Annotated in this window: 13 protein-coding genes and 1 pseudogene; all 14 read right to left on the minus strand. The window is 30.3% G+C overall.

What is annotated here, in order from left to right; genetic code table 11:
- Positions 1-151 precede the first annotated feature (151 nt).
- Positions 152-454, minus strand: a complete 303-nt coding sequence (raiA, locus tag AACZ53_RS10010; RefSeq protein WP_339837817.1) for a ribosome-associated translation inhibitor RaiA — start codon at positions 452-454, stop codon at positions 152-154.
- A gap of 28 nt (positions 455-482) precedes the next feature.
- Positions 483-1376 carry a tyrosine-type recombinase/integrase gene (locus tag AACZ53_RS10015; protein ID WP_339837819.1) on the minus strand — a complete coding sequence of 298 codons (894 nt, stop codon included), beginning with the start codon at positions 1374-1376 and terminating at the stop codon, positions 483-485.
- 66 nt (positions 1377-1442) lie between these two features.
- Entirely contained in the window at positions 1443-1637 is a 195-nt protein-coding gene (gene rpsU, locus AACZ53_RS10020; protein ID WP_026718432.1) for a 30S ribosomal protein S21, read from the minus strand.
- Between the two features lie 303 nt (positions 1638-1940).
- On the minus strand, positions 1941-3110 hold the full coding sequence (locus AACZ53_RS10025; RefSeq protein WP_339837824.1) for an acyl-CoA dehydrogenase family protein: 1170 nt from the start codon (positions 3108-3110) through the stop codon (positions 1941-1943).
- A gap of 38 nt (positions 3111-3148) precedes the next feature.
- Positions 3149-4036 carry a helix-hairpin-helix domain-containing protein gene (locus AACZ53_RS10030; protein WP_339837827.1) on the minus strand — a complete coding sequence of 296 codons (888 nt, stop codon included), beginning with the start codon at positions 4034-4036 and terminating at the stop codon, positions 3149-3151.
- A gap of 12 nt (positions 4037-4048) precedes the next feature.
- The gene (locus AACZ53_RS10035) at positions 4049-4210 is read right to left on the minus strand and encodes a hypothetical protein (protein WP_339837830.1); all 162 of its coding nucleotides are present in this window, start codon (positions 4208-4210) and stop codon (positions 4049-4051) included.
- Positions 4211-4212: 2 nt separating this feature from the next.
- Positions 4213-6027, minus strand: coding sequence for a sodium:calcium symporter (locus tag AACZ53_RS10040; protein WP_339837833.1), 1815 nt, complete (start codon positions 6025-6027; stop codon positions 4213-4215).
- 73 nt (positions 6028-6100) lie between these two features.
- Positions 6101-6322, minus strand: a complete 222-nt coding sequence (locus AACZ53_RS10045) for a PspC domain-containing protein (protein WP_339837836.1) — start codon at positions 6320-6322, stop codon at positions 6101-6103.
- A gap of 27 nt (positions 6323-6349) precedes the next feature.
- Positions 6350-7618 carry a DUF2851 family protein gene (locus AACZ53_RS10050; protein WP_339837839.1) on the minus strand — a complete coding sequence of 423 codons (1269 nt, stop codon included), beginning with the start codon at positions 7616-7618 and terminating at the stop codon, positions 6350-6352.
- Between the two features lie 84 nt (positions 7619-7702).
- Entirely contained in the window at positions 7703-8683 is a 981-nt protein-coding gene (locus AACZ53_RS10055; protein ID WP_339837841.1) for a pyridoxal-phosphate dependent enzyme, read from the minus strand.
- Between the two features lie 259 nt (positions 8684-8942).
- The gene (locus AACZ53_RS10060) at positions 8943-10829 is read right to left on the minus strand and encodes a putative porin (RefSeq protein WP_339837844.1); all 1887 of its coding nucleotides are present in this window, start codon (positions 10827-10829) and stop codon (positions 8943-8945) included.
- An 88-nt stretch (positions 10830-10917) separates the two neighbouring features.
- The gene (locus tag AACZ53_RS10065; RefSeq protein ID WP_339837847.1) at positions 10918-11934 is read right to left on the minus strand and encodes a hypothetical protein; all 1017 of its coding nucleotides are present in this window, start codon (positions 11932-11934) and stop codon (positions 10918-10920) included.
- A 14-nt stretch (positions 11935-11948) separates the two neighbouring features.
- A complete protein-coding gene (locus AACZ53_RS10070) occupies positions 11949-12791 on the minus strand; it encodes a hypothetical protein (RefSeq protein WP_339837850.1) in 843 nt (280 codons plus the stop codon).
- Between the two features lie 23 nt (positions 12792-12814).
- Positions 12815-13053, minus strand: a pseudogene (locus AACZ53_RS10075) (SusD/RagB family nutrient-binding outer membrane lipoprotein); the annotation flags it as partial.

Genomic DNA, 13053 nt, shown 5'->3' on the forward strand with positions numbered 1-13053 from the left:
TCGAACCCACGACCTGCTGATTACAAATCAGCTGCTCTAGCCAGCTGAGCTACACCGGCTTATTTAATAAAAAAAGTCCGCTATTTCTAACGGACTGCAAATGTATGGAATTATTTGTTTAATCAAAATGTTTTTTGCAAATATTTTTACTTTATACGTGAGCTCTTAATTTTTCTTTTCTTTTTACCAAAACTCGCTCTAATGAATTTGTACATAAATCAACCGCTTCTTCAAAAGTTTTGGCTGTTTTTTTAACCATTAAATCATCTCCAGGCACGTTAATTCGTACTTCTGCAATTTTATTTTCTTTATCACTTGTATTCTCAACTTTTAAAAAAACTTCTGATGAAACAATTTTATCGTAGAATTTTTCTAATTTATCTAACTTTTCCTGTGTAAAGTCAACAAGTTTTCTGTCAACATTAAAATTCACCGCTTGAACATTTACTTTCATAATTCAAATTTATTAAGGTTTTACAATATTATTTGTTCCTAGGATGCGCCTCTTTATAAACTCGCTGCAATTCCGACAAGCTGCTATGGGTATAAATTTGTGTAGAAGACAAGCTAGCATGACCTAATAATTCTTTAACAGAATTTAAATCAGCACCATTGTTTAATAAATGAGTTGCAAATGTATGCCTAAGAACATGGGGACTTTTTTTTACCTTTTCAGATACTGTACTAAAGTAGGAATTAATCATTCGATACACAAATGTTTCAGAAAGAATTTTTCCTTTTTTAGACAAAATTAACACATCTGTATTTTGGATAGTTTCTAGCTTATTTTTTTGCAAATTATACTGATTAATTAAATCAATTGTACAATCTAATAGTGGTATAATCCTTTCTTTATTTCTTTTTCCAAGAACTTTTAATGTTTTATTGTATTTGTCAAGATTGTTAGTTCTTAAATTAATCAGTTCTGCACGACGAATTCCGGTAGTGTAAAACAATTCGACTATTAGTTTATTTCGAATGGACTCAAAATCATCTTCAATAAAGCCCATTTCTAAAACACTACTTAATTCTTTTTCTGAAAAAGGAATTTGAACTTTTTTAGGAACTTTTAATGATTTGTGTTTTGAAAGCGGACTAAACTCAATTTGCTTAATCTTTAAAAGAAATTTATAGTATGACTTTAAAGAGGAAATTTTTCTATTTATGGATTTATTTGCAATTCCGTTTTCTACCAAAATAACAATCCAACTTCTTACTTGCGAATAATTAATTTGCTCTAAAGGAAGTTTTTCGTGATTTTCTTCTAAATAATTTTGAAATGATTTAATATCATCTAAATACGCACGTAAAGTTAGAGAAGAATAGTTTTTCTCTTTTTGAAGATAATCTTGATAGGCTTGCAAAGTATTAACCATAAAAAAACCGTTAGTTACAAAGTTACACTTTATAAACTAACGGTTAGTATCTTGACATTAAAAAATTTAATTTTCTAATGCGTCTTTCATGTTCTGAATATAAGCAGCTTTTTGAATTTTTGCTCTATTTACTACAGATGGTTTGTGAAACGCTTGACGCGATCTTAATTGACGAACTGTTCCAGTTTTATCAAATTTTCTCTTGTAGCGCTTTAAAGCTCTATCTATATTTTCTCCGTCTTTAATTGGTATAATTAACATAATTTTGACACCTCCTCTCGTTAAGCGTGCAAATGTAACTATTAATTATGACTTGTGAGTTATGAATTACGAATTATTTTAATAAATAATATTTGAATTAAAAACATGCTCTCAGCCGAGATTACTTCAATGGTTATTGTTTTTTAATAGGCATTCAGTGAACGTTGTTTGAAATGGCATCCTTTTTGTCTCGTTCTTAAAATGAGACAAAAAGAAATAGTAGATAGCTGGATTAGCTTCTAATAAAAAAACCAAGATACAATTTCTCATATCTTGGATTTATGTCTATACTTTTCTTAAAACCTACTTTACTGCTGGCTTATAGTCTTTATTATCAATGATCATTTTTGATAGAATTTCTTTCAGAATTTCTGAAGTTCCTCCACCAATTGGTCCTAAACGACTATCTCTTGACATACGTGCTAATGGATATTCTTCCATATAACCGTAACCTCCTAACATTTGAAGGCAACTGTAAATTGTTTCATCAGCGACTTTGGTTGATTTTAACTTTGCCATAGTTGCTTCTTTTACTACATATTCTTTTTTATCTAATCGAGCTACTGCTGCATAATTAAATACTTTACAATGTTCAACATCTGTAGCATGTTCTACAATAGTATGGCGTAAGGCTTGAAATTTATTAATAGTTTTACCAAATGCTTCACGTTGCGACATGTAATCAATAGCATATTCGATTGCGAATTCTGCTCTTGAATGCGCGTTAACAGCCATAATCAAACGTTCGAAAGCAAAATGCTGCATGATATACGGAAAACCTTTTCCTTCTTCACCCATTAAGTTTTCTAAAGGAATTTCTACATTGTCAAAAGCAATTTCTGCTGTATCTGAAGCTCTCCAACCTAATTTATCTAATTTTGTTGCAGATACTCCAGTAGTTTTTGTGTCAACTAAAAACATACTTATTCCTTTGTTTCCTAAATCTGGACTTGTTTTGGCGGCAACTACATAGTAATCTGCGTAAACACCGTTCGTAATAAATGTTTTAGAACCATTTAAAACATATTTATCTCCTTTAATAACAGCAGTTGTTCGCATAGCTGCTACATCACTTCCACCAAATGGTTCAGTTACACATAACGCGCCTATTTTATCCCCTAAAATACTTGGGGCTAAATAGTCTTGTTTAATTCTCTCATCACCTTCTGCATTTAAGTGTGTCATTGCTAAATAAGCATGCGCCCACATGGCAGCAGCAAAACCACCAGAATTAATTTTTTGAAGTTCTTCTAAAAAGATAACGGTGTAAAATAAATCTAAATTCATTCCACCATAAGCCTCAGGATAGTTTATTCCGAAAAAGCCCATTTCTCCAAATTTTTTCCAGATAAAACGTTCTATTGTTCCCGTTTTTTCCCATTTATCAACATGAGGAACAACTTCTTTTTTTAAAAAATCTCGAAGACTAGATCTAAACATTTCATGCTCTTCCGTGAAGTATAATGAATTCATATATTGTTATTATTTTATTAAATTAGCGTCTTTATATTTTAGAATTCCAAATATAAGGCTATTATTTTTATTTTTTCGTTAGGCATTCCCTTAATTTTTGTTAAATCCTCAATATTCTTTATTTCGTCATTTGCACTACGATAAATAACAATTTGCCTTGCTAGATTATAGTCAAAATAAGGGAATTTAGATAATTCTTTTAGTGACTGGTTATTAATATCAATTTTCTTAATCGCTGGGTTTTGTCCGACGAAAAATCTTTTTTGAATATCTTCATAAGCTTCTGGAGAAACACCCCAAACATATTGCAATTGTTCCAAAGATGCAAATGCCCCAAACTTTTCCTTTTCTTGAAGAATGATTTCTGAAATTTTTTCACCAATACCATACACTTCCATTATTTCTTCTTTACTTGCTGCGTTTATATCTTTAGCAACAATAGCTTTCTTTTCGGGAAACTTTTTAAAGTTGGGATTTGAATACCCTGTAAACTTTGAATTACTTTTATTCGCAACCCAATCAGGAAATTTAAAATGAGGCGAAATTTTGTTTAACAATTCCTTTGAGACTTTTGTCACTTGTTGGAATTCTTTAATAGAATTCACATAGTTATCTTGTGCCCTAAATTTGTGAAGCCTATCAATCTCCTCAACTGACATTCCTAAAACTGAACCTTTATAATCAGTAATAAAATTTGGATTAAAAGGTTTAATTTCATATTTCTTATTACTATTTACTTGTTTTAGACTATCTATTTCACTTTGCATAGCCAACCATTGAATCTCACTATCAGATGGATTTGGTGTTTTTGGTGAAAAATCATAGAAATACCAACCAGTTTGAAACAAAATTACGATCAGTAACAACAAAAAAACCCCACTTCTGTGTTCTCTTGAAAACATGAAGTAGGATTTTATATTTTTCATTCTTCCTAAAATTTAGTCTTTAGGTTTTTGTCTTACCAATTCATCATCATTTTCTGAAAATGAATCTGGTTCTTGTTTTGGTGGAATAGTTAAAACTTTATAGAAAAAGTAAGCTGCAAAACATACTACTATTCCTTGTGCACAAACCATTGTTATTATTGCTGTTGTGTTCATAATTATTCTCTCCCTTCTTTAATTCGTTTTTTATATGCTAAATACACAACTATTGAAATAAATAAGAACAATGATAAAAGCAACATTCTTCCTAAAAATTTATGAAATGTATTGTTTGTAAAATCACCTGTAGCAATTTTATCGTTTGGAGATATTTCATCTCCTAGTTTAACCGTTGTAATTTGATTTTTAGAAGCGTTAAACTTATACTCTTTAACATCTTGAAAATTTACAATCTTTACCTTTTCAGTTTCTTTATCAAAAACTTTTTTCTCATTTTCGAATGAAACCTTAATGTAATTTGGATTTACTTCTTCAACTATCCCTTTTTTAGTTCCTGTTTCATCAAAATTTTCTGCATAATATGAATCTGTAAACCATTCTTTATTATTAGTATCAGCATCATTTACTTTGTCAATCCAATCTGGAATACTTGTTACAAGCACAGATCCTAACAATAAAGGTGTTACAATTAAAATTATGTATTTATAGATACCTGGTATTTTAATATCTGCTCCTCTGTTAATTTCTGCCCATCCTTTTTTAATTCCAAAAATATAAGAGAATAAAATAGTCTCAAGGAATGCGAAAACTACTAAACTTACAGTTCCTGCCCAATAATCGTATTGATCAAATAAACCTTGTTTATAGAAGATAACAGTTGGCAACCCCATTAACAAAGCTAAACCTCCAAAAGACCAAGCTCCTTTAATTTTACTCCAATTGAACTCATCTTGCATGAATCCCATCCAAGGTGTACCCATAGCTAATGAAGAAGTAATCCCAGCGAAGAACAATAGTCCAAACCAGAAAACCCCTGCAAATATGGAAAGAACATCACCCCATTGTTGGAATAAGTAAGGCATTGTTTGAAAAGCCATACCAAAACCTGCGTTTTGAAGTACCCAATCCAATCCTAAATAACCTGCTGCAATTGGAATTACAATTAAACTTCCTAACACTACTTCAACAAATTCATTCATAAAACCAGCCGAAACTGCATTAAGAGCGATATCGTCTTTTTCTCTAATATACGAAGCATAACATTGAATAGTTCCCATTCCCACAGATAATGTGAAGAAAATTTGTCCTGCTGCTGCCAGCCAAACTTTTGGATTCGTCAAGGAGTCAAATTGGGGTGTCCATAAGAAATTTAATCCATCCCAAGCATTAGCATCTGGAAAAATATCTGAAGCTCCTGTTGTTCCTAGTGTTAATCCACGAACAGCTAAAACAACTCCAAACATGATTAATAAAGGCATTCCTATTTTTGCTACTTTTTCAATTCCTCCTAAACCTTTAGAAAGAATAAAAGTATTTAACAACAAACAGAATATATAAAAAATAACAGCTTCATACGGAATACCAGTTGTTGATTGCGCAACATCTACATATGAATTAAAGAATCCAGCTACATCAGCTTGACTCATTCCATTAAAAGTACCTACTATTGAGTGATATACATAAGACATGGTCCATGATTCAATATAACAATAATAAGCTGCTACTGCAATATTTGTAAAAATTCCGAAAACACCAATGTATTTCCAAACTCTACCTTTACCCATTGTATTAAGAATGTAAGGTGTACTGTGATTACCTTTACTTCCACCGTATCTTCCTGTAGACCATTCAATAAAAAGCAAAGGAATTCCCATTACAAGGAAACAAACTAAGTATGGGATTATAAAGGCTCCTCCTCCATTTTGAACTGCTTGAACCGGAAATCTTAAGAAATTTCCAAGACCAACTGCATTTCCAGCCATTGCTAATATAAGGCCGACTCGCGAGCCCCAAGAATCTGCTTTTGTAGACATAAAATATTTTTGGTTAGTTATTAGTTTTTCAAAGATAATAAAACCAATGAAAAAACAAAGAAATTATTGAATTTTACAAATCAAACACAGAAGATCTTTTGGTATAAATCATATCTTTTAGTTTTAACCAAAAAGCAAAAGTTAAATAAACACCAAACCACAAACCTGCTGTGATAAATGATATATAGATAAAAAACAAACGAACACTAGTGGCTTTCATGCCTAGACTATCTGCTAAACGCGAAGCTACAAAAAAGCCATTTTTTTCAAAAAAATGTAATATATTTCTAATCATTATTTTTTTTCTTAGTTCAAAGATAAATTATTTTTTTAATAATGTTAGCCCAATTTCACATTGTAAACATTTTTTATTGTTACAATATTCATTTTTCAATTGCAATAATGCTTGCGATTCAAAGGCATTTTTCGACTTAATTTTAAAAAAAGCAAACTTTTCTACAGTACTGTTTTTTTCGGACTTTACCATTTGAATTAAATCAATCAATTCTTCAATAGTATCTTTTCCATTTGCCCTTGCATATAAAAATTTTAATGGAATTAGTGTATTGATGATGATTAAATCTATAAATGAATGGCTGATTTTTTTTACCTTATTTATACTTTGTGAATCAAAATTGTAATGGTTTATCCAATAATCTGATGTTGCATTGTTAAAAATCGCATAAATTTCTTCTTTTGTTTTAGCTAAAATCAACTCAACAAATAAAGTTTGTTTTGAATGATAAAGCATTGCCAATTGTGCTAATCGAATAGTTGGAAAATTATCTGGTCTTAATTTAAAAAACTGAACTGGCGTTATATGTGAAACTTCTATTTGATGTTTATGTTTTAAGAACTGCCAACGCTGTTGTAAATCAATTAAATAAGTATCTTGTTTATCATCGTTTAACATTTGTCCTATTCCGAAAAATAGTGCTTCTAGGTTTTCAACTTCAAAAGATTCTTTTTTTATGATCGAAAACGAAATTGACTTAGCTATATCAAGAAAAGACTGACCATTAATATTTAGTCCAAAATTTTTAGCCAGCATACAAAAGAGCGTAGCTTCCCAATCTGAATGATTTTGTTTTAATAACATTTCGAAAGGAATTGACTTATTTTCTAATCGTTCAAAAAACAATCGTTCTTGCCAACTTGTAAACACTACCTCACTAATTGAAGCAATATCTTTTTCGCAAAATATCCAAGATTTCGGAGTTAATAATGTGTTGTACTTAGATATTTCTTCTTGAGAAACCAGCTTCTTTAATTCTAAAACAGGAATTGTTGAATTATTTTTTCTGTAAATATCGGTATCATGTTCCCAAACAACATGTAGAATAACACTATCATAATTTACGTCCTTTTCGTGGTTGTGCAAATACCAATCTGAAGATTTTAAATGTATCTCTACATTTCCTGCCCACTTTTGATTGCCTATTATTAATTGCGCATTAAAAAAATCAGGCCCTTCTTGCTGTAAACAACTACCAACATTAACAAGTGTCAGACTTTCTCCTTGGGTAGTTTTAAGGTTTGAAAAATCAAACTTTTTATTTTGCCAAATGTAGTGTAGAAAATCTTCTTTCATCTTTTTAAATTGAAATACTAAGATATAAAAAATCCTAATTGAAAAAATATCAATTAGGATTTCTATGTATTTATTTAAAAAAAATTAGTCTATATAACCCATTTTTTTCATCCATTCATCATTGTACATTTTCCCAACATAGCGACTTCCGTGATCGTGAAACAAAACAACTACTACATCTTCAGGTTTAAAATGTTCTTTTAGTTGCAAAACACCTTTGATAGCTGCACCAGCAGAATTTCCTAAAAACATTCCTTCTTCTTTAGAAAGTCTTTGCGTATAAACTGCAGCATCTTTGTCTGTTACTTTTGTAAAACCATCTATGATTGAAAAATCAACATTTAAAGGCAGTATGTCTTCTCCAATTCCTTCTGTTACGTAGGGATAGATTTCGTTTTCGTCAAAAATTCCGGTTTCATGGTATTTTTTAAACACTGATCCATACGTGTCAATTCCCCAGATCTTTACATTTGGATTTTGTTCTTTTAAGTATTTTCCAACACCAGAAATTGTACCACCTGTTCCAACTCCAACTATAAAATGAGTAACTTTTCCGTCCGTTTGTTCCCAAATTTCTGGGCCCGTACTTTTGTAATGTGCTTTTGCGTTACTTGGGTTATCATATTGATTTACATACCAAGAATTTGGAGTTTCATCTCCTAATCGTTTTGAAACCGAATAATAAGATCTTGGATCTGTCGGCTCAACATTGGTTGGACAAACCACTACTTCTGCTCCAACAGCTTTTAGTATATCTACTTTTTCTTTGGATTGTTTGTCTGCCATTACAAAAATACATTTGTATCCTTTAATGATGGCTGCAAGTGCTAATCCCATTCCGGTATTACCCGAAGTTCCTTCTATAATTGTTCCACCAGGCTTTAATCTTCCGTCTGCTTCAGCATCTTCAATCATTTGAAGAGCCATTCGGTCTTTTACTGAATTTCCCGGATTGAATGTTTCGTATTTAGCCAATACTAAACAAGGCAGTTCAGCTGTAAGTTTATTAATTTTAACCATTGGCGTATTACCAATTGTCCCTAGTATATTTTCTGCGTAATTCATATTGAATCGTACTTGTTTAAATTTTTTCTGGTTGCAAAGATATGGCTTTGATACAGCATAGCAAAATAACTTTACAATTTGTTGTTATAACCCTATTTAAGAATACTTACTAAAAAAACAATATAAACATGAGTTCCAATCTAAATTGTTTCGTAAAACCTGTTTTAACTTGAATTCAATAAACACATTATGTTTATAATAAAACGAAAAACAGTGAATTACGAATAATTACAATAAACCTTGGTTGGTAAATCTAAAATTATTGAAAGAAATTCCAAACCAAACCAAATCTCACGATAAAATCGCGATAAGGATAATTGGGTGCAGAATAAAAGTTGTATCCAGTAAATGAAGAATTAAAGTGCTCTGCTTTTAAAAATATTCTTGTTTGACGAACTTTTGCATTGATAAAGAAATCTAATGTAGGAAAACCACCTATTTTAGTTTGGTTTTGCACATAAAATTCTGCTAACAAAGGATTGTAATCATTTGCATAATATTCGGTAAAATAATTTAGGGTAATTCCAGTTTGAATTTGCATAGCTTTTTTGAAAACTTTATCCGTAAAATAAAAAGTATTTCTTGTTACTATTTGCGGAACATTTATCACATTACTAGATTGATCTACATTTTGGTATAAAATAGTATTATCTAGTGCAAATTTCCAAAACTTAATTTCCTTTTTGACTTGAAATGAAATATAATTTATAGTGTTTTCAAATTGTTTTGGCTTGACTTTTAATAGTGTAATGTCATTCGTTTCATTTTCAAAATACAAGTGATCGTTTATGATTTTATAATTGAAAGATAAATCAATCCATTTGGTATTAGCTGCAATTTTAAATTGATTTAATTTTTCATTTTTGAAATTATTATACCAATTATAGTCTACATAATTACTTTGATATAAAGTATAATTTAAAGCCGGAAGACTATTTAGTTTCTGGTATTCGAAAGAAAAATTATAATCGTCATTTACTAAATAAGTTGCATTTGCTTCTACATTTGAAATAGATTGATCTGTAATTGCGTTTGACACTAACAATTTAGCAACTAAATTTTTGGCAAAATAGGTATAAGTTCCTCCAACAGTATTAATTCTGTCATTTATAGCATTGGGAACTGCAATAGTTCCAGAAGTGTCATAAACAACACTATTATAATAGTAATTATATTTATTATCATCAACAAAAAACTCAATATTTCCAAAATCCTTTGTTTTGTAGGCAATACCTATTTTGTTGTATAAATGGTTATACCTTGTTTTATTATAAATTGAATTTGAGAATGAAGTACCAAATCTACTACTTACCGTTTTTTGATTAAATTCAAAAAATTTATATTCTTGATTAAACTGATGACTAAAAACCAAACTGTTTGGATTGTTTTTAGACAACTTAAAGGATTGATCTACTAAAAACCTATTGCCTTTTAATAGATTTTTGGCATCCCTAAAATAAACATCTAACTGGGCTCTTTCATTATAAGGTGCTTCGCTACTTTCAAAATCAGTAGTAGTTGTTATACCACCATTTTCTTGGTTTAAAATATCTTGACCCGTAAAATGCGCATTTAAAATATACCGTTTATCTTTTGTAAAGTAACTTGAAGTAAATCTAAAATTACCAGAACTGGACAAATTATTTATATATTTCCCCAAAGATCTAATTCCTTTATAAGCAATTGAAAAGTTTAAATTTGGTTTTGTATTTATTGTTAAGAACGCATCAAGAGATTGACCTTGTTCCATAACGGTTTTAAAATACAAGTCCGTTAAAGGTGTTGGAACAGAATAATACTTAATATCTTCAACTTCTAAATAATTAAAATGTTTTGCTTTAAAACCAAAATCAGGAAAAGTTGTATTGTTATTTAAACCAAAATTTAAAGTAGTATATGTTTGGCCTTCATTAGCAAAAGCAAGCAATCCGAATAGATCTTTTCTTAACATATTGAATTTGTATTCTTTTTGTATACTTAATGTCGTGTCTAGAAAAGTGGTATCTTTTTCTAATGTATATATTTTATATAGGTCAATAGGTGGCTTTTCCTTTTTAGGCAACGCTTCAAGACCATCAATAGAATCTTCTTGTGAAAAAGAAAATACACTAATTAAAAAAAAGAATAGTAAAAATATATTTTTCATTTGCATAAATAAGAGCAAATGTAATAATTTAAAACAAAAAAAGACTGCTTAAAAAAGCAGTCTTTAAAAATTTATAATTAAATTATAATTAAATTTTATTTTTTTTTGATTTTAACTTGAAGTTAGCAAGTTTTCCAGATGCTAAAACATCACCAGTAGTATAGTCTTTTAAAACATAAGTAGTACCTGTTTTTACTAATGTAGCTATTGGGTAATATGCATTAGGATTACTTTGTTGAGCACCACCTTCAGAAAACTTCCAGTTATTATCAACATTAATTTCCTTAATCCATACACCAGGCTTAGCCATAGTAACTTTAACTTTAAAAAAGAAATCACTCAAAGGCACTGAATTTCCTGTTGTTGTCCACAAACTTGGAACAATAACATAAGTACCATCAGGAGTTGTTGAATCTAAAGTTATAGACTCTGGACAGCTAGAATAACTATCTGCCACAACACTTGTTAAGAATTCATCATAAATTTCTAAGTCAAAATCTAAATCACAAAAAGAATGAGTTGCAGCACTAACAGTGTTATCAACATAAACTCCTTCTTGAAGGGTTCCAAATGAATCATAATAATTTTGAGCCCAATCTACTGTAGCAACAAAATCCGTAGAAGTTTTGTTAGTTACAGTGATATTAATCATGTCTGAACCATCAGCAACAGCACCTCTAGAATAAGAATCAGAATACAATCTGAATTGCAAAGTTTCAGTTCCTTCAGGTAATAAGTCAAATATTGGTGTAATATCAAACGTTCCAGAAGATGCGTAAGCTGGTAAAGTTACAATGTGACCAATTGCACCAAAACCATCACCTTCTCCAGTTTCTGTTCCAGAACACATATAATCACCAAAAGTTCCTGTTCCTCCAACCAACTCTAATTTGAAAGTCATGTCAAGATTAAGAGGTGTGTCGGTTGTTAATGTTACAGTTGCCGAAGTACCTTCTTCAACTGTAAAATTAGTTTGATTTGCAGTAACTACAGGTTTTACTGAACGTGCGCCAGTAGTATCATTCTCTATCTCATTACAAGAAACGAATAATAACGAAACCATAATTGAAGCAAAAAAAGCTTTATTTATAAAATGTTTTTTCATGTTTTAAGTTTAAATTAAATTCTTGTATAAGTACCTGTAAAGTTTCTCCATACTGTATTACCCGTAAAACCAATTTCATAATTAGTTACGAAATTGTTAATATCAGTAACGGTTCCATCTAAACCATTATTAACACTATTTGGTCTTAATATATTAGAATAGATATGTGCTAAATTTTGTTCTGGAATAGTAATCTCTCCACAAATATCAACAAAATCATACCCTTGATTAGTACCTTGTAAAACACCAAAAGCATAATTTCCTGATGTACGAGTAACGAAATTATTAACTGATGTTGCAGTTACTGTCTCACCAGTAAACACTGAAGGAGAAGCTAAATCGGCTCTTTTAACAGAAACAGTATAATCACCTGCAACTAGAGATTGACAACCTACAAAAATTACTTTTAAAGACTGATATTGTGTACCAACAACCGTAGAGTTACTAGCAGAAGTTAAATTTACAAACAATTCAGTTTTACTTGTTGGGTTTAATTGCCCAGTGTTAATTAAAAGTGGAAATTCTGCGAATGTTCCTCCAGCTGGAATAGTAATTTTTCCAGATGTATTTGCGAAGTTAAACTCCACACCTTCAGTAGCCGTACTGTTAACTAAATCAACTTCATATTGTACTTCAATTGGAGCACTTAAAGTTTGTCCATTTCCACTACCAATTAAAGTAACAGGAAATCCTAGTTGAATTTGACCTTCGTCAGAAAAATAAGATACAGTTTCAAATGATTTTGAAAAACCAACAATTTTACTTCCTGAGTCAAGCTGATGTTCAACTCTAATATCATCATTAGTGCAAGAAAAAAGCACCGTTGAAATAGCAAATAATGATAAAATCTTTTTCATAATTTATATTTTTTTTAAATTAATTAATATGCGTACCAGAAAGTACCAGTAGTGAAAACATTACCTTGAGCAGGAACATTTGCAGAGTTACCAGTGTATTCTGAAGTAGGGTATAATAAACGTCTTGGTCTGTTAGCTTGTGTAGCAGGTAAAATTGAACCTGGAACTGAATCAATTAATCCTGATCTAGTATATTCAATAAATACTTCTAAAACATTACTTGTACCTTGTAAAGCAATATTTTTTTGATACATAATAGCTT

The organism is uncultured Flavobacterium sp., assembly GCF_963975005.1.
In the GTDB taxonomy this organism is placed as follows: domain Bacteria; phylum Bacteroidota; class Bacteroidia; order Flavobacteriales; family Flavobacteriaceae; genus Flavobacterium.